We start from the raw sequence: 19,694 nt of genomic DNA on the forward strand, positions 1-19,694 counted from the left end.
ACCCGGGTGGTGGTGATGTGCGCCACGGGTCCCGGCGTGTGTGGATCAGGCGAAGACGTCCTGCTGGTAGCGGCCGTCGGCTTCGAGCCGCGCAAGCCACTGCCGGGCGTCCTCGTCGTCGCCGCCGGTGTGGCCGCGGTAGACGGAGGCGAGGGCTTCGCGGACGGCCGGGGCCATGTAACGGCCGTCCCCGCAGACGTAGACGCACGCGCCGTCTTCGACGGCCTGCCACACGGTGTCAGAGACAGCGGTGACGGCGTCCTGGACGAAACGGTGCGGGTGGCCCGCGACGGCGGAGAAGGCGGTGTGGATCTGGGCGATCCCCGCCTGTTCCCAATCCCGCATCTCCTGCCGGTAGAAGTAGTCGTGCTCGGGGTGGCGGCAGCCGACGAACACCTGCGAAAGGCCGACCGGTGTGCCGTTGGCGTGCTGCCAGGCGCGTTCTTCCAAGAAGCCGCGCAGCGGCGCGATCCCGGTGCCGGGGCCGATGAGGATCATCTGCGTGCTCGGGTCGGCGGGTGGGGCGAACGTCGGCGAGGGGACGCGCACGTAGCCGTAGACCACATCACCGGGCTCAAGTCCGGCGAGGTAGGAGGAGCACACGCCGCGGTACCGGCCGTCGCCGGACAAGGCCGGCCCTTCGAGGAGACCGACGGTCAGGCGTACGTGGCGCGGGTTGGCCAGCGGGCACGAGGAGATCGAGTAGAAGCGGGGACGGATGGGCCCCATCATCTCCAGGAAGACCGCCAGGGGCAGGTCGACCGCGGGGAAGCGCTCCAGGAGGCCCAGCACCGAGACGCGCTTGTTGAGGATCTCGGTCTGGTATCGCTGTTCGGCTTCCTCGGTGTCGGCGATGTAGGCCTGGAGCTGCGGGCGGGTCCAGGGGCAGTCGGTGTATTCGGCGAGCCTCTGTATCTGGCTTCGGGTGGCCACGTCCTGCAGTTCCAGGAACTCGGTGAACAGCAGGCCGGCGGTGGCGGGCGTGCCCACCGGCAGGTGCGTCCTGCCGCCGCCGGGTCGGTCGAGCCGGAGGACCTGGTCGTGGTCGATGCCGAAGCGGGCCAGCGCACGGTCGACCAGCCGCGACTCGTTCTTGGCGAAGACCGCCAGGTGGTTGCCGGTCTCGTAGGTGACGCCCTCGGGCAGTTCGATGGTGATCGACTTCGCGGACGGGCGCGGCGGCTCGACGCCGAAGTCCCACAGCCCGGTCGGGTCGGCCACGAGCTCTTCGTTGGCGATCACGGTCAGGGGGTAGGCCTGCTCGGAGACGATCGCGGGGCGCACATCGGCCTCGGTGAGCAGTTGCACCTGGTAGCGCGGTGCGCCGTCGTCGGAGGTGTCGGCGGCGTACTCCTCGGCCAGCGTCGCCCATAGGGTGTCCATCCAGCGGGTGGCCATGCCGTCGAAGTCGCCGGCGGCATCGGCGATGCCGCGTTCGACCACCGGGGTGGCGCCGGCGGCCAGCAGTGCGGCCTCGACCCGTTTGGGGAAGGCCTGGTAGGTCGCCACCCACTGAGTGTTGCCGGCGCCCAGCAGCGCGAACCGCACGTTCGACAGCGAGCCCCCCGGCAGCCCGGCGGCGATCAGGTCGTCGAAACGCTGGGCATTGTCGGGCGCCTCGCCGTTGTAGCTGGCGGTGACGACGACGAGCAGGCCCTCGGTGGGCAGGTCGTCGCCCAGCTCGTCCAGGCTCACCAACGTGGTGCCGAACCCGGAACGCTCACCGCGGTCGGCGATCGTGCGCGCCAGGTCCTCGCAACTGCCCAGGCTGGAGCCGTAAGCGACGGTCAGGCTCACCCCGACACCGCTGACCGTGGCCTCCTGACGCGTGTCGTCACTCTGCAGGTCCGCGGCGCCGAACACGGACCGCTCATGCTCTTTGCGGGTCCGCACGACCAGCTCAAAGTCGCCGGGCTTACGCGTCAGCGCCTCCCGCACGTCCATCTTGTAGTCGGTAGTGTCGGAGAACTTGAACTTCTGCAGCACCAGCGCGAGGGCCAGGCGGGCCTCGGTCAGCGCGAACTGCCGGCCGATGCAGGCGCGCCGGCCGTTGCCGAACGGCTTGTAGGCGTGCGGGTGGTGCTGGGCCCGGTTCTCCGGAAGCCACCGGTCGATGTCGAACTCGTCCGGACGGTCCCATGCCTTGGGGTGGGTGTGCAGCGGACCCATCAGCAGGTTCGTCTTCGTCCCCTGAGTCAGCTCGTACTGGCCGCCGATGACGGTGTCCGCCAGCGGCGCCTTCATGATCTGCGGAATGGGAGCCCACAGACGCAGGGTCTCCTCCAGGATCCGCGGGATGACGTCCAGCTTCATGATCGTGTCGTAGTCCGGGACCGTGTCGCCGGGCAGCATCCGGTCCACCTCGGCGTAGGCCTGGGCCAGCACGTGCGGGTTGCGCATCAGCGAGTACGTGGCGAACGACAGCAGACCACTGGTGGTCTCGTGACCCGCGATAAGGAAGGTCAGCACCTGGTCGCGGACGTTGTCGTCGTCCAGCAGCTTGCCGGTCTCCGGGTCGGTCGCCTGCAGCATCAGGCCCAGCAGGTCGTCCTCACCGCTGCCCCTGCCCTGACGGCGCTCTTTGATCACACTCTCGACCAGCTCCTGCATCAGCTGGATGTTCTGGTGGTACTGGTTCGCGTCGTCCTTGCGCTGGGTGGTCATCATCGGCAGCTCCTGGGAGCGCCGCATCGACTCGATCAGCGCCTCCAACAGCGCATAGAGGAAGGGGTGTAGCTCTTCCTTGCTGAATGAGTCGAACCGGTAGCCGAACCCCGACAGAGCGATCGTGTCCAAGGTGAGCCGGGTGTAGTCGTCGGTGATCCTGACCGGCTGACCTTGGCGGCGCTCCCACTTGCCCACCAGGTTCTGGGCGATCTCGAGCATCTGCCCGAAGTAGCCCTTCATGGCTCGCTGGCTGAAGGCCGGCATGAGGATCCGGTGCGCCATGCCCCAGACCTCCTCATCGTCGGCGGCCGTGAACAGGCCCGCGCCGGCGTAGTCCCGGACATGGCTCAGCGGCGGGAAGATCGGCTTGCCGAAACGGGTCTCGTCGCAGACCTCGGTGATCAGGTCCGGGTCGAAGACGAAGACGTTCTCCTGGCCGGCGATGTCCACGCTGAAGATGCCTTCGGGGAACTGCTTGGACAGCTCCCCGAAGTACGCGACCGGGTTGGTGTCGGGGATCTGCGGCGCGTGGCCGAGGATCGGGATCCCGCGCGGGGACCGGGCAGGTCGCAGGTCGTTCGCGGTCATGGCGTGCTCCTTTGTGCCGAAGAGGCATGGGCAAGGGCGCCCGTCGATGCTGTGGCGCAACACAGAAACATACGTCGTATGGAACTAACCATACGATGTATGGAAGTAGTGGGCAACCAGGATCGCGCCGTCGCCCCGTGGCGGCCCGGTGCTCGAGCCGTACGCTGTACGGAACTGATACCGTACGAGGTATGGAAAAGGTCAGGCGTCCCCCGCGGGGAACCAGGAAGAGAGACGTGCCTTTGACCGAGGCCGGGATCTACGCCGCCGCTCTACGGCTCATCGACGCGGACGGGGTCGAGGCGCTCACCATGCGCAAGCTCGCAAGCGAGCTGGATGCGAACCCGATGTCGCTGTACCACCACGTGCCGAACAAGGACGCCTTGCTGCGCGGCGTGGCGAGGACGGTCGGCGCCCGGTTCCGCACCGTGACGCTAGAGGACGCTCCCTGGGAGGAGCGCATCCGCCTGCTCGCCACAGATTTCCGGGCGCTGGCGCACCGCCACCCCAAACTCATGGCCTACTCGTTCGGCCAGCCGGACTTCCTCCAGCCCGAAGACCCGTTCTGGGCCGGGCTGACCGCGATCCTGGAGGCCGCAGGGATGCCGCGGTCCGAGATCCCGCGGATGGCCGCTCTCGTGTGCGCCGTCGTCATCGGCGTGCTCACCGCCGAACTCAACGGCGCGCTCCACCGGTGGTCGCATCTGGAGTCGACCGACCTCACTGTCGGCGAAGACGGGCACACGGACGCGGGCCCTGATGAGGACCGCATGTTCCGCCTATTGCTGGACACGATCATCACGGGCCTGGAAATCCAGCTCACCGCGGCTCGTGACGGCCAGGGCGCCGGCCATTGAGTCCGCTGCGCTGAGCGGCCGGCGTATTGCGACGATGAGGCACAGACCGACGAGAAGGGACCACGCCATGGCCGAAACACCGGCCAGCCTCGAAACGCCGGCCGGCGCCGAATCGCTGCTCGGCGCCGAACTGACGGCCGTGCGCGGCGAACTGGCGCGCGTCGACGCCAAGTGCGCGACCCTGACGACGCTCACCATGGCCGGCCTCGCGTTCATAGCGACCAAGGTGGGTCACGGCCCGGAACTGGCCCGTGCCCTGCTGAGCGTGGCCGGACTGATGCTCGCAGCCGCCACTCTCACATTGCTCACCGTCATCAGTCCGCACATCGGCTACATCCGGCTGTACGCCCGGCTCAGCCCGACGGGCGTACGGGAGCTGCTCGCCGACCAGGCCGCCGCCGCCAAGCACCACGAGAACAGCCTGATCAGCCTCTCTCGAGTCGTCAGTCGCAAATACCTGGGGCTGCTCATCGCGGTGACGGAGACCGGCACCGCAGTGGCTCTGATAGCGGTGGCCACTCTCCTCACCGGAGTGCTGTTCTGACGGAGGGCGACGACCCGGACCGCTCACGACTCAGTCCGACTTGGAGAAGAGTAGGCGTCTGATGCACCGTACGCGCTCGCCCAGACGTCTACCGGCGTAGACCGGTCCCGCGTAACTGTTGTAGTAGCCGGAGTCGTGGTGCGCGGGCGGCGCACTTTCACACTGCACTTTCCGCTACGGTCGCGAAGAAGTTACAAGAAGTGAACAAGTGGAATGCCTTCTTGTTCTGGCGAGGGCACCATTCGGGCGAGCCGGGGTCATTTATCGGAGCGCGGTTCCGGGTCACTTCTGGTACGAGATCTCGACGCGGCGGTTCTTGGCCCGGCCGACGGGGTCGTCCTTGCCGTCCGGCGTCCGGTTCGGCGCCACCGGCCGGGCCTCGCCGTATCCGGTCGCGGTGATCGTCACGTGCGCCTGCCGGGCGAGCTCGGCCTTGACCGCCTCCGCCCGCTGCCTCGACAGCGTGAGGTTGGCGGCGGGGGAGCCGACGGCGTCGGTGAACCCCGCGACCCGCGCCGGGCCGTGGATCCGCTCGGCGATCTCGGCGATCCGGCGCCGGGCGACGTCGGTGAGCGTGGCCTTGCCGAAGTCGAACAGGACATCCGCGGCGATGCTCACGGTGACCTCGTCGCCGACCGTCTTGTCCTCTTCGAGCGGGATCACCGCGTTGCCGAGGTCGATGTCGCGCACGCCGTCCGCCACGTCGATGGTGCGGACGGCCTCCTGGAGGTTCGCGTCCGGGACGTCGCCGGCGCTCGCCGCGCCGGGGAGGACCAGCAGGGCGGGCACGAGCGCCGCGCCCATCACGAGAGAGCCGCGCCGCATCCCGGTCACCGCGCGATCGGAACGTCGTGGAAGATCGGCCAGTTGCCGATCTGCACGTCGATCCGGTCGACGCCCTTCGGCGGCGCGGCGAACGTGAACGACAGCTGCCCGGGCTGGTCGTTCGCGATGTTCGTCGTGACGTAGTCGGTCTGCAGGTCGTGCCCGGAGCTGTCCTTGACCACCAGGTAGCGCTTGAGGTTCACGTTGTCGATCAGGAAGACGCCGAGCGGGGTTCCGCCGTTGAGGAGGTAGGGCGTGATCCGCTGGGTCGCGCCGTTCGGCACGTGCGGGGTCATGCTGATCGAGAGGTCGGCGAGCCGGCCACCGGCCTTGAGCCCGAGGACGGCGAGGTCCACGGTCGCGCCGGAGGCGATGGGGGAGGGGAACGTCGCCTTCGCGACAGGCTTGTCCGCGGACGCGACCGTCACGCCGCCCTGGACGGCACCGCCGCCGGTGGCCGCGCCGCCGCCCCTGCTCCCGGAGTCGTCCTTGCCCAGACAGCCCGACAGCCCGGCGACGATCAGCGCCGTCGCCGCGACGGCCGACGCGGTCCGCCGAACAGCTCTCACCGATCCCCCCTAGAAGACGGAGACGTCACCCGTCCGGCCCGCGGCACTCGATCGGCTCGCGGCGGCGGGAGGCTTTACTCTCGCTTGAACGTACCAGCTCGACCGGGAGCAAGATCGGCGAACGCGGGCGTTCACCGGATGGACGTGTCGCCGAGGGATTCGAGCAGGCCGCGCAGCAGGACCGCCAGCCCCTCCCGCTCATCCGGGCCCAGCGACGCGAGCAGCCGCGCCTCGTTCGCCACGTGCGGTCCCACGATCTCGTCGACCGTCGTCCGGCCTCGTTCGGTCAGGCGGACCCGGACGGACCGTCGGTCCTCCTCGTCGGGCACCCGTTCCACGAGGCCCTTCGCCGCCAGCCGGTCGATCCGGTTGGTGATCGCCCCGGAGGTCACCATCGCGGCGCGGTTGAGGGCGCCCGCGGTCAGCTCGTACGGCGGGCCGGACCGGCGCAGGGTGGCGAGCACGTCGAACTCCCAGTGCTCGAGGCCGTATCCGGCGAAGAAGTCCTTCAGCTCGCGGTCCAGGAGCCGTGACAGCCGGGTGATCCGGCCGACGATCCCCATCGGCCACGCGTCGACGTCCGGCCGCTCGCGGGCCCACTGGCCGAGGATCTGGTCCACCGCGTCGCTCACCTGGCACTCCTCTCAACGCAAACTATCTCAACGTTAATCTACTTGACGTTGAGAGGCTGCGTATGTTGTTATCTCAACGTTGAGATTATCAATCTGGAGGGATCCCTGATGACCGTCCTCACCGCCCGGCGGGACGTCTCCTCCGCACCGAACGTCCGCGATCTGGCCCTCACGGCGCTCACCCCTCTCGTATGGGGGTCGACCTACGCCGTGACCACCGAGTTCCTGCCGCCCGGCCGACCGCTGTTCACCGCGACGATGCGGGCGCTGCCGGCCGGCCTGGTCCTCCTCGCCGCCACCCGCGTCCTGCCGCGCGGCGTCTGGGTGTGGCGGGCGGCGATCCTCGGCCTGCTCAACATCGGAGCGTTCTTCCCCCTGCTGTTCCTGGCCGCCTACCGGCTGCCCGGAGGCGTCGCGGCGGTGCTCGGCGCGGTGGGCCCCTTGTTCGCCCTCGCGTTCGCGGCCCTGCTGCTGGCCGAACGGCCCACCGCCCGCAAGCTGCTGGCCGCCCTGACAGGGCTCGTCGGCGTCGGACTCGTCGTCCTGCGCGCCGACGCCCGGATGGACGCCCTCGGAGTGCTCGCCGGACTCGCCGGGGCCGCGTCGATGTCGGCGGGCACGGTGCTCACCAAGCGCTGGGGGCGCCCCGAGGGCGTCGGCCCGCTCGGCCTCACCGCCTGGCAGCTCACCGTGGGCGGGCTGCTGCTCGTGCCGGTCACCCTGCTGATCGAGGGCCCGCCGCCGGCCCTCGACGGGCGCGCCGTCGGCGGCTACCTCTACCTCGGGGCGGTCGGCACGGCCGTCGCGTACTGGGTGTGGTTCCGCGGCATCTCCCGCCTGCCCGCGACCTCGGTGGCCTTCCTCGCGCTGCTCAGCCCGCTGTCCGCGGCGATCACCGGCTGGGCCGCGCTCGGTCAGGCGCTGACCCCGCTGCAACTGCTCGGCATGGCGCTGGCCTTCGGCGGCACGCTGGCCGGCCAGTGGTCCGGCGGGCCACGCCGGACGTCCGCGCCGATGACCCCGGCGGCGCCGCCGAGCCCGGCGTCCGCGTCGGCAGGCCCGGCCGCGCCGACAAGTGTGGCGGCGCCGGCCGCCGCGACCGTGAGAAGGAGTTCATGATCATGCGTATCACCGTGTTCGGAGCGGCGGGCGGCGTCGGCCGCCGCGTCGTCGCCGAGGCGCTGTCCCGGGGCCATGAGGTCACCGCCGTCGTACGCGACCCGGGCCGGTTCGCGGAGCCGCCCGGCGCCCGCATTCGTACGGCGGACGCCCGGAACCCCGAGGACGTGGCCCGCCTCGCCGCCGGCCAGGACGTCGTGATCACGGCGACCCGTCCGGCGCCCGGCAGCGAGCATGAGCTCGTCACGGCCGTGAAGGCGCTGCTGGCCGGCCTCGCGGGGACGGGTGTCCGGCTGCTCGTCGTCGGCGGCGCCGCCACGCTGACCGTGCCCGGCACCGGAGGCCTGACCGTGGTGGAGGAGCCGGGGTTCCCCGCCGACTGGCGGGACATCGCGCTGGCCTGCGCCGACCAGCTCGCGGCCTGCCGGGCCGAGGCGAGCGTCGACTGGGCCTACCTCAGCCCGCCGGCGCTCCTAGAACCGGGCGAGCGCACCGGCGCGTACCGCCTGGGAACCGACGAACTGCTGGTCGATGCCCAAGGGGAGTCCCGGATCTCGATGGAGGACCTCGCCGTCGCCCTGCTGGACGAGGCCGAGCGCCCCCGGCACCACCGGACGCGCTTCACCGTCGGCTACTGACGCGGCACAGCACCGGAAGGCCTGCCTGGAGCCGGTACCGGAGACCAGACTGATCACCTCGAGGCACGCCGCCGCCTCGTCAACGCGGGTTTCGACTGAGCTCGGGTTTTACCGCGGACCCCACGACGGGTGCTGCCGAAGACAGCTTCCTTCGCGGCCTGAGCGAGGGTGGCCTGGGTGGTCGCGGGGAGACCGATGCGGTTCCAGTGGAAGATCACATGTAGTGCGATGACCGCGCGTAGACCGCGCGTGAGTTCGCCGCTTTCGCGCAGGGTTCGGAGTGCCGTTCCAGCGTCCTCGAACGCGGTGAGCCAGTCGTCCGCGATGGTGTCCGCGCGAGGGGTGCCGAGGAGGAGATGGCGGACGTCGCTGGTGAAGGAGGCCCACACCTGAGGGTCTGGGTCGGGTGGTTGGCTGGGTAGCCGGGCGCGTTGTTCGGCGACGCGTGCCCATACGTCGCCTTGCTCGTTGAAGTCCAGTCCGGCCGCTCGCATGAATGCGGCCAACAGGATGAGCGAGTGTTCCCGCCGGTCGGCGGGGTTGTCCCGGAGGAAGGTGAGCAGGTGGCGGCTGTCGTGGTGGAACAGGGTGTGCGCGGTGTCCATGCTGGCGGGGCCGCCGAAGGCGTGGACCTCGGGTTCGTAGATGTCGTCGGTCCAGGTGACTCCGGTGGTGAGGAGCGAGTGCAGGGGATCGCTCCGGTCGTGGCCGTGCTCTTCAGCGAGGAGGTAGCGGACGCGCCAGGGGCCCTTGCGGATGAACCACCAGGAGGTGATGAGGTCGTTGGCTTCGGCGGCGGGCAGGATCGGCCCGAGGTGGTCGATGGCCTGACGCTCACGCTGGTGAGGGTCTGAGCCGGGGTAGGTGATGTTGACCTGTTTCCAGGGAGTCTCGTCCACGGGTGGCCCTTTCGGTCAGCAGAGCAGGAGGCAGGCGTCCCACGACGTCGCTGTCGTTTCAGCGGCAGCCAGGGCAACACCGGCTGATCCGTCGAGGAATCCGGTGGGTTCGTCCGCTGCGGCGGTGGCCTGACCGTGCTGGCGCAGAACCGGGGCGAGGGGTATCGGGGTGACGGCGTCGGCGGCGATCCGGCGTCCGGTCGCCAGGAGCCCGGCGGTTCCGTGGCACAGGCTGCGGTCGATGAGACGGGCTGTCTGCGCGGGGTCGTTCACGCAGCCGGTGAACGCGGTTTCCGCCTTGCGCTGGCGGGCGGTGTCGTTGAGGGCGCGGGCGGCGAGTTGCTGGGCGCGGGCGATGCCGGGGGTGCCGTAACACCAAGATGGCCGCAGCGGGTATAGCTGGCTCGGCTTGCCACGGCGCAGGTCCTCGAGCGTGATGATCTGCGGCCACCACGCGCCGTAGCCGGTTCGCTGTTCCCAGACGTCCAGCCACTCGCATATGCGTACGATCGCGTCGGTGTGTCCGTCGACGGTGACGCCGTCGGTCAGCGCGCCGGCGAGGAGGGCGAGCGGGCCGGTGATGCCGTGGGCGATCCCGTGGTTGCTGTGGCCTCCGATCGGCGGCGGCTGCTCGTGGTTCGGGCCAGTCGGGCACCACCAGCCGGGGAGCCCGTCGATGGGCTCGGTGAGCCGGACGAGGTAGGCCAGTACGTCTCGGAGCAGATCCAGGTCGCCGATGCGGCCCAGAGCGACGCCGAGTCCGGTCAGCCCGCGGATCAGGTCGAATTCGGCGTAGTGCGGCTGGCGGCGTTCGTCGATGCGGCGGTGGGCGGCCTCCAGGCGGTGGCGTGTCACCGTGGCGGTCCCTTCGGCGGCGACGGCCCGCGCCTGGGCGAGGCGTGGGTGGCCGGATCCGGCGAGGACGTAGGCGAGGGCGGGGGCGCCGTAGTAGAGGCTGGCCCCGGCGGCGATGCTGACGCCGTTGGCGACGGCCTGTTCCAACGCCGTGTACGCCGCCTCCCATTGGCCGGTCTCCAGGTGGAGGAGGGCGATGCCGGCCGCTCCGTCGGCGAGGGATTGTCCCGTCGTCATGAGGTTTTCCGGGTGAGGTCGGTGTGGGCGATGGCGCGGGCCAGGCGCAGGCAGTGCCGTTCGGAGGCGGTGTCGACGCCGATCATGCGGGCGTGGTGTAGGTGTAGCAGGTCCGCGAGCACCTGATCGGTGTCGAGGCCGTCGCGGTCGGCCAGGGCCCGGTAGGTGACCAGCGCGGCGGACAGGCCGTCGTCGCCGTAGGGGACGCGGGCGAGGGCGAGTTGGGCGGTTTGAAGGCGTGGGCCGCTGCGGCGGGGGACGTGTTCGAGGAGCCAGTGCAGGCCGTCGTCGGTGAAGGCGTGGGCGATGGCGATCATCCCCGCGGCCGTGGCGGCGTGCCGGTCGCCGGACAGGTGGTGGAGGGCGGCGCGGGAGTCGGCGGCGAAGACCGCTTCGGCTGCGGCGAGGGTCAGCCCGGTCCCGTGGCGGGTCTCGGGCCGGTAGGTGTGCAGGGCGTAGTCGGCCAGCAGGCCGTCGTCGTCCAGGCGTTCCGCCCACCAGGCGAGGCAGCGGGCGGCGTCGCTGAATGTGGTGGTGCGCAGCGGTATCCGTAGCCGCAGGTGGGGAGCGGCGGTGGGATAGCGGAGGAACCACCATCCCGTCGGCAGGTCCTCGGGTCGCTCGGGGAGGCAGGCCAGGATGTCGTCGGGCCGGCCGAACAGGCGGGCGTCCAGCCAGAGTGAGCCTCCGGGTCGGTGCTGGAGGGTGCTGGCGGGGCGTGCGGCGCGCGGGGGCCGACGTGGCTGGGTGTTGGTGAGGGTGAGCAGGAGTTCGGCGGGTCTGTCGTCGATCCAGCCGGACGGGCCGGGGGCTTCGGTGAGGATGGCGTGTCCTTGCCGGTCGAGGTGGCTGCGCAGCACCGCCAGGTGGGCGGGCTCGTCGAGGTCGAGGCGTAGCTGCACGTCGTCGTCGCCGATGAGTACTTCGCGCGGTATCCGGTGGCGTTCGCGGTGTCGCTGCCAGGCGTCCCGCCACTGCGGCCACGTCGCGGTGCGGGAGGGGAGCACGGCTTGTTCGATGTTCCAGCGGGCCGGGTGCAGGATGGAGCGGCCCCGCCGAAGGCGCGGCAGGAATGGCAGGTCACGGGCGTGGCCCCAGTCGACTCGGCTGCACGGAGCCGTCCACGCCGTCCAGATCTCCGTCAGGAACCAGACGAGTGGCTGTTGAACGTGCGGTAGCACGCAGTTGAGCAGCAGCGGCTCGACCGGTCGGCCGGTGGTTCTGGACACCAGCCACAGCCGCTGGCCGTCGCCGGTGACCGCCAGGTCCTCCAGCGTCTGGTGCGGGTCGGGGCAGAAGTCGCCGACCGGCAGGACGGGCAGCAGTTCGGGCGTGCGAGCGACGGCGGCCAACCGGGTCTCCAACGGAGGGGCGGACAGCTGCACCGTTTCCGCGCCGGGCAGGGTGGTCGGCAGGTTCGTGTAGACGCGGCGGAAACGCTCCAGTTCGGCAGGGGTGAGCAGGTGAAGGAAGCGCGCGGCTGCGACGCCGGCGTGGCGGGCCCCGCTCACCACCGTCAGCGTGAACGTGCCCCGGTCCAGGTCACTCAGGGTTTCGGCGGCGAGGGTGAACCGCAGTTCGGTGTGTGGGATCGGCGGCCGGTCGTCGTCGCCGCGCAGGCGGCCGATCAGGTCATCATCGAGCACGACCTCGGCGCAGCCGTCCAGGGCGGAGCGCTGGGCGAGCTTGGCCAGCGCTCTGTCGCGGGCGGTGAACTCCGCCGGGCCGCGAGGGTGGGATGCGCCCCGGGAGCCGGCGGGGAACCCCAGGACGCGCAGGACCTTACGCAGCGGCACGGCTGCGCCCGGCCCCCACCGGTCGATGAACGCGCGATGGTAGGCGGCCCAGTTCGGCAGGTGTGGTGCGAGCGCGACGAGCGCGGACGCGGCTTGGCGAGCCTCATCGACCACGGCCGGGGGCAGTGTCACCGAGCAGTCGACGCGCAGGTCGACCGCGATTCGTTCGTCGGGGCCGGGCAGGGTGCGGTGGCGGGCGAGGTGTGCGGCCGGGTCGGGTACGGTCATCGGCGGCCGGACCGCCGATAGCAGCACTCCGGCTTCCACGAGCGCGGCCAGCAGCCGCTCGGCCGCCGCAGCGTCGATGGACAGTTCCTCTGCCATCCGCGCAGCCAGCTCACTGAACCTGATGGGGGAGCGGGCGGTCTCCACTGCTAACCGGACTGGATCGGTCAGGTCGATCTCGACGTCCCACATCCGGTCTTCCTCGGCGCGGGCGCAGGGCAGCACCCATGTACGGCAACGCCGATACCCCAGCGAGTTCGTCACCACCATGACCGCGCGGAGGGTGGCTAGATCCTGCTCGGCCAGGGTCGTGTGTTCGGCGATGAACTCTTCGTTGGGGCGGTCCACGGCGTGATGTGCCTCGCCCCAGCGGACGGCCGCGCGGGGACCAAGCTCAACCGGTGCGACTCCGGCGAAGTAGCCGAACGGGGTTGCGCGGGTCGTCCATCTCAGCAGGTATCGGACCGTCGTCTCGACCAGGCGCCGCAGCCGGCGCTCGGCCATCGACTCGCCGGCCACAGCGCGGGTGATCTGGCCGGCGAGCTGCGGTGCGGCGGAGGTGACGGCCGCTGCGAATGCGGGCAGGGCCCACGCCTGGTTCAGCCATTTCAGCCACTCCGTAGGCTGCCCGGTGGTCAGGTCGGGCCAGGCGGGCAGGGTCAGGTCGTGGGGGTAGGCGGCGGTTCTGATTAACGCGGCGTCGGTGACGTGGAACATGGTGCGCTCACCGTTCCTGGAGGGGTGGGAAGAGGGGCCCGGCCCCCGAAGTGGCCGGGCCCCAATGGGTGGCAGATGTCAGCCGGAGCAGGCGTCCGAGCCGGTGTTGCCCGAGCCGCAGCCGTCGTCGGTGCTGGTGGCGTAGGCGTTCGCGGACGGCCCGGCGTCGACCAGGCGCAGGTTCAGCTGGTACTCCATTACGGTGTTCCTCCCTGGGGAGTGAAGGTGAGGACGGTGCGGCTGTGCCGCTTGTCCAGGACTGCCCCGTCCGGCAGGTCGCCGTCCGGGGTCGCCGCGGGCAGGACGTGCAGCGCCGGTGAGGGGCTGCCCGCGTCTACCCACGTGCGCATGTGCTCGACCATCCGCCCGGCCGCCGCGGTGGCGGCTGATCCGTGGGCGTATGCGCCGAGATCGAACTTCCTGTCGGTCCAGCGCAGCGCGGACCGGTAGGAGAAGGTGCCGTGGTCGATGGTCGCGGGGGTGCCGAACCGCCAGGCCGGGGCGACGATGCCGGAGGTGACGGCTTCCTCCTGCGCCGTCAGCACCACGAACTCGCATACCTCGGGCCTGAGGCGGGTCGCCAGCCACAGGTCCAGGTCGGCCAGGACGGTGCGGGGCGGCAGGCTCAGCCCGGCCCACGCCTCCTGACGCGGCTGGTTGAGCAGGCTCGCGACAGCGGCGGGGTCGACCTGCTGGCCCTCATCGAGGCGCAGGTGGACGCCGTCGGCGATGTCGACGTACCGCATCTGGTGGGCTCCGGCGCCCTGTACGGGCACGAACCCGCACTGGCGGTCGCTCACACTGTCCAGCCGGTTCCCCGAGCGTCGCAGCGTCCACGATCGGGTCATCCCGAACGTCCGCAGCGGCACGACGAGGACGCCGTTGTCGGTGACCTGGTCGCGCCATGCGGGCGGGATGTCCCAGGTCCCGGCCGTGACGATGATCAGGTCGTAGCGGCGGCCCGGCTCGACCGGCTGCTCGGCGTCCGCGCACACCACGGTGACGTCGTTGTAGCCCGCTGCCGCCAGGCAGGTGGCCGCCCGATCGGTCACCTCAGGGTCGATGTCGACGGTCGTGACCGACCCGACCGGGCCGACGAGCTCCCGCAGGAGCGAGGCGTTGTAGCCGCCACTGCCGATCTCCAGCACGTGACGGCCTTCCAGCCCGTCGAGCGCGTCCGCCGCCTGACCGAGCATCTCCGCGATCAAGAACGGCGCCGACACCGAGCTGATGGTCTCCTCACCGCGCCGCTTGGTGATCACCGCGGCGTCCTTGTACGCCTCCTCCAGCGGGACGCCCGGCGTGTAGAGGTGGCGGGGAACGACCCGCATGGCCGCCTCGACGTCGGGGCGCAGCGTGAGGCCCTTCGCCGCGTGGTCGGCGGCCAGCCGGTCGACCATCTCGCGGCGGAGGCTTTCGCTGCCCAGGGTGCCGATGCTCATGAAGGTGTCCTCTCCCGATGGGTGTGGGGCGGCTGCGGTTCGAGCGATCTCTGGTCGTCGCGCGGGTGGCCCGGCGTCTCTCGTCTCCTGCTACGCCATGCTGCCCAACCAGCGGCTCGTCTCCAGGCCGAACGACCGGGCGCGTCCGCAACCGATCGGTGGCCGGTCCTCGGCGTCTCCGGAGGCGTGGCGGCCGGCGTGACGTCGGCACGCGGGTCGTCTTGGTGATCGATACGGGAGGGCATGGAGTGGGTGGCGAGCGCCGTGCTGTACCGGCCCATCCAGGCAGCGAGCTCCGGCGGGCAGAACACGGCGAGCCAACGCCAGGCTGTCATGCCGTCGATACCAGGGTCGTGCACGAAGTTCCTTTCGCGATGGGTTCTTTTCCGTCCGCCTTGGCCTGCCCGACGTCGCGTTCATGGGGGCTGCCGGGAGGCCTCGTGCTGCTTGAGGACCGTGGAGACGACCTCGGCCAGTGCGGCGTCATCCGCATCGAGGATCTGAGCCACGTCCACCTGCGTGGAGTGGCCGTCCAGCACCGCAGCGACGACCTTCCGCAGCGTCGTGGTTTCGGCATCTAGTACCGCCTGGAGGCGGTGAGCGACGGCGTCCGGAGGCTCGGCCATAGGCGGCTACCAGCGCCGCTGTGGAGCGCCATGGCCGCCCGCTGGCGAGCAGCGCGCGAGCTGCTGTCGGGCGAGCGTCCCTGGCTCGCCGGGGATGTTGGCCAACCGCTCGACGTCCGTACGACGGTATTCACGGCCGCCGGAAGCGGTTCTCCGGTGGTGGAGCAGTCCATTGGCCCAGTGAGTGAGCTGCCACCGGCTGGCGCCGAAGACTTCTCTGACCTCGTGTTCGGGGAGCCACTCCGGCCCGTCCAGCTGGAGAGACCATGAGCGCGTTCACGGGTTCTGCGGCACGAGCCGGTCAGCGACGCGTGCCGCCTCCGGAGCGCCCAACTGCTCGTAGATGACGTGCGCTTCGCGCAGGTGCCGCTGTTCGAGGTCGGTGTCGTCCATGTCGGCGGCCAGGTCGGCGAGTTCGACGAGGAGCCCGGCCTGCTGCTGGTGGGCGCTGGCGTCCCTGGCGAGTTCCAGGGCCGTCGTCAACGCCGTCCGCGCGTCGTCCAGGCGGCCGACGCGGCGGTAAGCGTGACCGAGCGGTCCCAGGCAGCGTGAGCGCAGGTAACCCTCCTTTGCCTGGAGGGCGAACCAGCCGTCCGCCTCGGTCAGGTGCTTGATGGCGCCGTGGTACAGCTCGGCGGCGATCGCGGCTTCGCCCAGATGGCGGGTCATGATCGCCGCGTCGCGCTCGTCTCCGAGGGCGTGATAGACGTCGCGGGCCGACTGGAAGTGCTCGGTGGCGACGACGTGCTGGTCGCGGCCGAGCAGGGCCAGGCCGAGCTGTTCCAGCGACGTGCCCTCGGCGTGGCGGTGACCCGTCGCCCGCGCGAGCTCCAGTGCCTGGTCGGCCAGCCCGGCAGCATGACCGAACTTGCGTTGCGTCAGGTAGGCGGACGCCTGACCTTGGAGCATCCGGGCTTCGGCTTGGGGGTCGCCGGCCGCTCGCGCAGCCTGGTGCCCGATCTCGTATATGAGGATCCACAGGTCGTAGTGGCGGTGACGGACGAACAGCGGCCAGGCCGCTTCGGCGATCTGCCAGGCGACGGCGTACTGGCCCCGTTTGCGTGCGGCTTCCGCGATGGCCGCCAGGTTGTACCGTTCGGTCTCCAGCCAATCGAGCGCGGTGGCTTCGGTGAACTGGGTGATGGGCGGTGCGGTGAAGACCGCGCCGAGGTACCAGCGGCCGCCGATGATCGCGCGGGCGGCGGCAGCGGCCATGCGCAGGTACCAGTAGGACTGCCGGGTCAGCGCGTTGGCGGCATCGTCGTGGCTGCCGTGTTTCAGGGAAGTGGCGCGGGCGTGGTCGGTCGTCACGTCGTGGAAGAAATAGCGGCCGTGCTGTTCGTCCATGAGCCGGGCCTCGACGAGCTGTTCCAGCCGGTCCGTGGCGGCCTCGACGGTGCGGCCGAGGAGGGCGGCGGCACCCTCAGGGCTGGTATCTGTCCCCGGGTTTCGGCTGAGCAGCCGGTACGCGCGGCGGGTCTCGTCGGGAAGGGCGTTGTAGGCGCTGTCGAATACGGTCATTGCTCCGTCATCAGGGTCGGGATCGGGTGGGATGGAACCTGGCGTGAGGCTGGTGATCTGCCAGTCGGGGTGGGTCGCGAGGGCTGCTGCACTGAGGCAGACGGCCAAGGGCAGGCGGCCGCAGGGGTGCAGCTGTGACACGAGGTTCACCAGACATCTCCGGTGTTGGGCTCACGCACTGCCACGCTGGTGCTGTTGCTGGACAGCGTGCTGCCGGTGATCTCGTCAAACAGGGTGCGATACCGCTCGACAGAACCAGCGTCCTCGACGAGAAGCTCCGTCTGCCGGGTCCACACTTGTACGAAGGAGGTGCCGCTGACGGGCTCGACGAGCGTGAAGATCCTGACGGCGGCAGCTCCTGCGCTGATGTCGTGAATGACTTCGTTCAACGCGTGCAGCTGAGGGTGTCTGCCTTCCGCGCGGGCGGCCCTAACCCAGGCCTTCAGCTCCTCAGCTGATATGAGAGCGTCGCCGTTCTCAATCCGGGATACGAACGGCTGGCTCAGTCCTGTCTCCGCCTGCATCTTCCGCTGGCTCAGGCCAGCGAGCGTCCTGAGCGCCTTCAGCTCTGAGCCGAGCTGACGACACAGAGGAAGGCGCTGCGCCGAAGACGAAAGGTTCCCCCGGCTAGTCATCGAACTGAACTCTGGGAACGATGCGGGCCGTATGGGCGCTGGATACGTCGGCGAGCTGGGCCATACGGCACAGGCTGATGAGGGTGTTTGTGTCGCCGGCGTCGATGATTGTGCTTGCTCGCGTGCAGGCCCCGAATGCGGTCAGACCACCGTGATACGGCGCTCGCACGATGACCCAGCCGGGGAGCCGGCGCTGCACCTGGGCGACGATCGCCGCCATCTGCTGGTCACGCATCGGCGGACTCCTCGACGCGTCCGGCGACGACGTTCGCTATTCGCCGCGCGGCATAGCCGATCTCGGCGGCAGGGGAGAACGGCTCAATGTCCGGCTCCGGTCTGGGCTCGCCGCGGATGACGGGACGCGGGCCGAGCCAGAGCCAGCACCACATCGGCTCGCCGTCGATGTCCTGGAGTCGCACGCTCTGAATGAGGCGGGCGTCGGCGTTGGTCGCCGTCACGCAGGCGCCGTCGACCCTGACCCGCAGGCCCCTTTCCTCCAGGGCCGCAGAGAGACGGTCGATGAGTATGCGCTCGCGCTGGTCAGCCATGGCGTTCGTCCTCCTGCTTCCGGCCGACCCCACCCAGGAACGGAACCGTTAAAGCCTGGGAACCAGGACGTCTCCACCTCGACACGGGAATCAGGCCAGGGCGGACGAGTTGAAAGCCCGAGAAGAAGCGCTCGATCTCTTCTCGAGTGCGGGGCACGGCGGGAGCACTTGCCTCGTTGTAGACCTCGGCCGCGTGCTGCGTGTGCTGGTTGAGCTCGGCGTGGCTGAGCACGAGGTAGCTGCCGGGGGCCATCGCTGCGCGGAGCTTCGCGACCGCTCCGTACGGAGCCTCGTCATCGCGGACGAAATGCAGAACCGCGACCGCGAGGACACCGACGGGCTCGTCCCAGTCGATCAGCTTCTTGAGTTCGGGATGCTCGATGATGCCGTCGGGGTTGCGAAGATCCGCCTGGACGATCGTCGTTCTGTCGTTGGTCGCCAGCAAGGCGTGGCCGTGGGCCAGGACGAGCGGGTCATTGTCCACGTACACGACGCGGGTCTCGCGCGCGCGTTGCTGGGCGACCTCGTGGGTGTTGGTCAGCGTGGGCAGTCCGGCGCCGATGTCGACGATCTGCCGGATCCCAACGGCGTGGAGGTATCTGACTGCTCGCTGGAGGAACACACGGTTCTCTTTGGCGATCAACGGCAGGTTCGGAACCCGCTTGATGGCCTCCTTAGCGGCTTCTCGATCAGCCGGACCGTTGTCTTTGCCGCCGAGGTAGTAGTCGTACATGCGAGCCGGGCTCGGCTGAAGCGGGTTATATGCGAGTTGGCCTAGGCCGTTTTGCGCTGTTTGCGCTGTGATCCGTCTTTGCCCCATAGGGTGTCCTGTCCGCATGCCGTGTTCGGTTCATTGCGATCCGTTGAGGCAGTGACGGTATGAGAGCCAGTCAGGGCCGAGGGGCACAGTTTGTGCCCCCATGTTCTTAGACCAGGAGACCCACTCGATCCGCAAGGTCGTTGGCATCGCGGCGGAGTTCTCGCGGCCCTTCGGTAGTCAATTCGAGCAAGATCCGGCGTGCGTGGCCGTTGTAACGAATGGTCTCCGGTGCGACAACGTAAGCCTCGCTCAGGCTCCCGAGTGCGCTCCGTTTGTCGTTGTTGAGGTGGTATGCCCGAGCGACCTCGATAAGGTGCCGGCCGCGTCTGGGCTGGGACGGGATAGTCAGTCGTGCGGCGCGGCGTGCCTGCTGGCTGCTCTCGCCGCCCTGGCGCAGTTCGACTGCGATCGTGACCGCGTGAGCGCCCATGACGGCTCGGCTAAAGGAGGTCATCGGGTCGTAGTAGTCCCGTGGCAGTCGCTGTGCGACGTCGTTTGCCTCGTCCCAGAGGCGCCACGCCATGCCGTTCTCGCCCGCCCGTGCGGCTGTGTAGGCGTACGCGAACAGCAGGGCTCCCCACCTGGCGCGCAGACGGTGACCAGCGTCGTCCATGTATGGGCGGAGCAGATCCAAGGCCTGCTGATTGACGCCTTCGGCGATCTCGAAGTCGCCGGAGTCGCGGTGGGCCTCTACGAGGAGCCATGTCGCGCCGCCGAGTGCTTCTGGGTCATCGGCTTCCTGGGCGGCCGTCATCGCTCGTTCCGCGACGCGCCACAGTAGATCCGCGGCGGGTTGGTAGGCGAGGAAGAACTGCGCGAGGTTGTAGACATCGGCGAGCATCGCCCGAGCGTGCCGTCGCTCATCACTTTCGTAGAGTTTCACGGCACGTTGTGCGTCTTTGATCAGGTCGGGAAGTAGTCGGCCGAGAACCGT

The 19,694-nt window shown here is 69.8% G+C and carries 20 protein-coding genes and 1 pseudogene; 4 read left to right on the forward strand and 17 right to left on the reverse strand.

What is annotated here, in order from left to right:
- Positions 1–45: 45 nt before the first annotated feature.
- Positions 46–3,255 carry a bifunctional cytochrome P450/NADPH--P450 reductase gene (locus tag ABD978_RS06480; RefSeq protein WP_345349924.1) on the reverse strand — a complete coding sequence of 1,070 codons (3,210 nt, stop codon included), beginning with the start codon at positions 3,253–3,255 and terminating at the stop codon, positions 46–48.
- A gap of 236 nt (positions 3,256–3,491) precedes the next feature.
- On the opposite strand from ABD978_RS06480, the gene ABD978_RS06485 reads away from it, so the two are divergent.
- Both ABD978_RS06485 and ABD978_RS06490 read left to right on the forward strand, forming a co-directional pair.
- Entirely contained in the window at positions 3,492–4,112 is a 621-nt protein-coding gene (locus ABD978_RS06485; protein ID WP_345349927.1) for a TetR/AcrR family transcriptional regulator, read from the forward strand.
- 67 nt (positions 4,113–4,179) lie between these two features.
- A complete protein-coding gene (locus ABD978_RS06490; RefSeq protein WP_345349930.1) occupies positions 4,180–4,656 on the forward strand; it encodes a Pycsar system effector family protein in 477 nt (158 codons plus the stop codon).
- A 282-nt stretch (positions 4,657–4,938) separates the two neighbouring features.
- Here ABD978_RS06490 and ABD978_RS06495 read toward each other — a convergent pair whose 3' ends face one another.
- The 3 genes from ABD978_RS06495 to ABD978_RS06505 all read right to left on the reverse strand — a co-directional run bounded on the left by ABD978_RS06495 (position 4,939) and on the right by ABD978_RS06505 (position 6,682).
- Positions 4,939–5,481 (reverse strand): OmpA family protein, encoded by a 543-nt coding sequence (locus ABD978_RS06495; protein WP_345350344.1) that lies wholly within the window; start codon positions 5,479–5,481, stop codon positions 4,939–4,941.
- 5 nt (positions 5,482–5,486) lie between these two features.
- A complete protein-coding gene (locus tag ABD978_RS06500) occupies positions 5,487–6,050 on the reverse strand; it encodes a hypothetical protein (RefSeq protein ID WP_345349933.1) in 564 nt (187 codons plus the stop codon).
- Between the two features lie 131 nt (positions 6,051–6,181).
- Entirely contained in the window at positions 6,182–6,682 is a 501-nt protein-coding gene (locus ABD978_RS06505) for a MarR family winged helix-turn-helix transcriptional regulator (protein WP_345349936.1), read from the reverse strand.
- Positions 6,683–6,790: 108 nt separating this feature from the next.
- On the opposite strand from ABD978_RS06505, the gene ABD978_RS06510 reads away from it, so the two are divergent.
- Both ABD978_RS06510 and ABD978_RS06515 read left to right on the forward strand, forming a co-directional pair.
- Positions 6,791–7,801 carry an EamA family transporter gene (locus ABD978_RS06510; RefSeq protein ID WP_345349939.1) on the forward strand — a complete coding sequence of 337 codons (1,011 nt, stop codon included), beginning with the start codon at positions 6,791–6,793 and terminating at the stop codon, positions 7,799–7,801.
- Positions 7,802–7,803: 2 nt separating this feature from the next.
- The gene (locus tag ABD978_RS06515) at positions 7,804–8,439 is read left to right on the forward strand and encodes an NAD(P)-dependent oxidoreductase (protein WP_345349942.1); all 636 of its coding nucleotides are present in this window, start codon (positions 7,804–7,806) and stop codon (positions 8,437–8,439) included.
- Between the two features lie 53 nt (positions 8,440–8,492).
- Here the strand turns inward: ABD978_RS06515 and ABD978_RS06520 are convergent, their stop codons facing one another.
- The 13 genes and pseudogenes from ABD978_RS06520 to ABD978_RS06575 all read right to left on the reverse strand — a co-directional run bounded on the left by ABD978_RS06520 (position 8,493) and on the right by ABD978_RS06575 (position 19,601).
- Positions 8,493–9,338, reverse strand: a complete 846-nt coding sequence (locus ABD978_RS06520; RefSeq protein ID WP_345349945.1) for a thiopeptide-type bacteriocin biosynthesis protein — start codon at positions 9,336–9,338, stop codon at positions 8,493–8,495.
- A gap of 15 nt (positions 9,339–9,353) precedes the next feature.
- Positions 9,354–10,430: a lanthionine synthetase C family protein gene (locus tag ABD978_RS06525; protein WP_345349948.1), complete on the reverse strand. Its 1,077-nt coding sequence runs from the start codon at positions 10,428–10,430 to the stop codon at positions 9,354–9,356.
- Positions 10,427–13,168: a lantibiotic dehydratase gene (locus ABD978_RS06530; RefSeq protein ID WP_345349951.1), complete on the reverse strand. Its 2,742-nt coding sequence runs from the start codon at positions 13,166–13,168 to the stop codon at positions 10,427–10,429. The genes ABD978_RS06525 and ABD978_RS06530 overlap by 4 nt, the downstream gene beginning before the upstream one ends.
- Positions 13,169–13,246: 78 nt before the next feature.
- Entirely contained in the window at positions 13,247–13,366 is a 120-nt protein-coding gene (locus ABD978_RS06535) for an FxLD family lanthipeptide (protein WP_345349954.1), read from the reverse strand.
- On the reverse strand, positions 13,366–14,610 hold the full coding sequence (fxlM, locus tag ABD978_RS06540) for a methyltransferase, FxLD system (protein WP_345349957.1): 1,245 nt from the start codon (positions 14,608–14,610) through the stop codon (positions 13,366–13,368). The genes ABD978_RS06535 and fxlM overlap by 1 nt, the downstream gene beginning before the upstream one ends.
- Before the next feature lie 416 nt (positions 14,611–15,026).
- Positions 15,027–15,236 (reverse strand): hypothetical protein, encoded by a 210-nt coding sequence (locus ABD978_RS06545; protein WP_345349960.1) that lies wholly within the window; start codon positions 15,234–15,236, stop codon positions 15,027–15,029.
- A gap of 276 nt (positions 15,237–15,512) precedes the next feature.
- Positions 15,513–16,757, reverse strand: coding sequence for a tetratricopeptide repeat protein (locus tag ABD978_RS06550; RefSeq protein ID WP_345349963.1), 1,245 nt, complete (start codon positions 16,755–16,757; stop codon positions 15,513–15,515).
- 146 nt (positions 16,758–16,903) lie between these two features.
- On the reverse strand, positions 16,904–17,146 hold the full coding sequence (locus tag ABD978_RS06555) for a hypothetical protein (protein ID WP_345349966.1): 243 nt from the start codon (positions 17,144–17,146) through the stop codon (positions 16,904–16,906).
- A gap of 33 nt (positions 17,147–17,179) precedes the next feature.
- Positions 17,180–17,392, reverse strand: a pseudogene (locus ABD978_RS43785) (helix-turn-helix domain-containing protein); the annotation flags it as partial.
- Positions 17,385–17,627, reverse strand: coding sequence for a hypothetical protein (locus ABD978_RS06560; RefSeq protein ID WP_345349969.1), 243 nt, complete (start codon positions 17,625–17,627; stop codon positions 17,385–17,387). The pseudogene ABD978_RS43785 and the gene ABD978_RS06560, both read right to left, overlap by 8 nt.
- A complete protein-coding gene (locus ABD978_RS06565) occupies positions 17,620–17,940 on the reverse strand; it encodes a hypothetical protein (RefSeq protein ID WP_345349972.1) in 321 nt (106 codons plus the stop codon). The genes ABD978_RS06560 and ABD978_RS06565 overlap by 8 nt, the downstream gene beginning before the upstream one ends.
- Positions 17,933–18,778 (reverse strand): SAM-dependent methyltransferase, encoded by an 846-nt coding sequence (locus tag ABD978_RS06570; RefSeq protein ID WP_425550679.1) that lies wholly within the window; start codon positions 18,776–18,778, stop codon positions 17,933–17,935. Before ABD978_RS06570 ends, ABD978_RS06565 begins: the two co-directional genes overlap by 8 nt.
- Positions 18,779–18,866: 88 nt before the next feature.
- Entirely contained in the window at positions 18,867–19,601 is a 735-nt protein-coding gene (locus ABD978_RS06575) for a hypothetical protein (protein WP_345350353.1), read from the reverse strand.
- Between the last annotated feature and the right edge of the window lie 93 nt (positions 19,602–19,694).

The organism is Actinoallomurus liliacearum, assembly GCF_039542035.1.
In the GTDB taxonomy this organism is placed as follows: domain Bacteria; phylum Actinomycetota; class Actinomycetes; order Streptosporangiales; family Streptosporangiaceae; genus Actinoallomurus; species Actinoallomurus liliacearum.

What these genes read in the sequence shown, in the direction of transcription:
- ABD978_RS06525 (WP_345349948.1), bottom strand. Translation starts at nt 10,430, where the DNA reads ATGACGACGGGACAATCCCTCGCCGACGGAGCGGCCGGCATCGCCCTC.
- ABD978_RS06480 (WP_345349924.1), bottom strand. Translation starts at nt 3,255, where the DNA reads ATGACCGCGAACGACCTGCGACCTGCCCGGTCCCCGCGCGGGATCCCG.
- ABD978_RS06545 (WP_345349960.1), bottom strand. Translation starts at nt 15,236, where the DNA reads ATGGCCGAGCCTCCGGACGCCGTCGCTCACCGCCTCCAGGCGGTACTA.
- ABD978_RS06495 (WP_345350344.1), bottom strand. Translation starts at nt 5,481, where the DNA reads ATGCGGCGCGGCTCTCTCGTGATGGGCGCGGCGCTCGTGCCCGCCCTG.
- ABD978_RS06535 (WP_345349954.1), bottom strand. Translation starts at nt 13,366, where the DNA reads ATGGAGTACCAGCTGAACCTGCGCCTGGTCGACGCCGGGCCGTCCGCG.
- ABD978_RS06515 (WP_345349942.1), top strand. Translation starts at nt 7,804, where the DNA reads ATGCGTATCACCGTGTTCGGAGCGGCGGGCGGCGTCGGCCGCCGCGTC.
- ABD978_RS06565 (WP_345349972.1), bottom strand. Translation starts at nt 17,940, where the DNA reads ATGGCTGACCAGCGCGAGCGCATACTCATCGACCGTCTCTCTGCGGCC.
- ABD978_RS06570 (WP_425550679.1), bottom strand. Translation starts at nt 18,778, where the DNA reads ATGCGGACAGGACACCCTATGGGGCAAAGACGGATCACAGCGCAAACA.
- ABD978_RS06510 (WP_345349939.1), top strand. Translation starts at nt 6,791, where the DNA reads ATGACCGTCCTCACCGCCCGGCGGGACGTCTCCTCCGCACCGAACGTC.
- ABD978_RS06560 (WP_345349969.1), bottom strand. Translation starts at nt 17,627, where the DNA reads ATGCGTGACCAGCAGATGGCGGCGATCGTCGCCCAGGTGCAGCGCCGG.
- ABD978_RS06550 (WP_345349963.1), bottom strand. Translation starts at nt 16,757, where the DNA reads ATGACCGTATTCGACAGCGCCTACAACGCCCTTCCCGACGAGACCCGC.
- ABD978_RS06530 (WP_345349951.1), bottom strand. Translation starts at nt 13,168, where the DNA reads ATGTTCCACGTCACCGACGCCGCGTTAATCAGAACCGCCGCCTACCCC.
- ABD978_RS06490 (WP_345349930.1), top strand. Translation starts at nt 4,180, where the DNA reads ATGGCCGAAACACCGGCCAGCCTCGAAACGCCGGCCGGCGCCGAATCG.
- fxlM (WP_345349957.1), bottom strand. Translation starts at nt 14,610, where the DNA reads ATGAGCATCGGCACCCTGGGCAGCGAAAGCCTCCGCCGCGAGATGGTC.
- ABD978_RS06575 (WP_345350353.1), bottom strand. Translation starts at nt 19,601, where the DNA reads ATGCTCGCCGATGTCTACAACCTCGCGCAGTTCTTCCTCGCCTACCAA.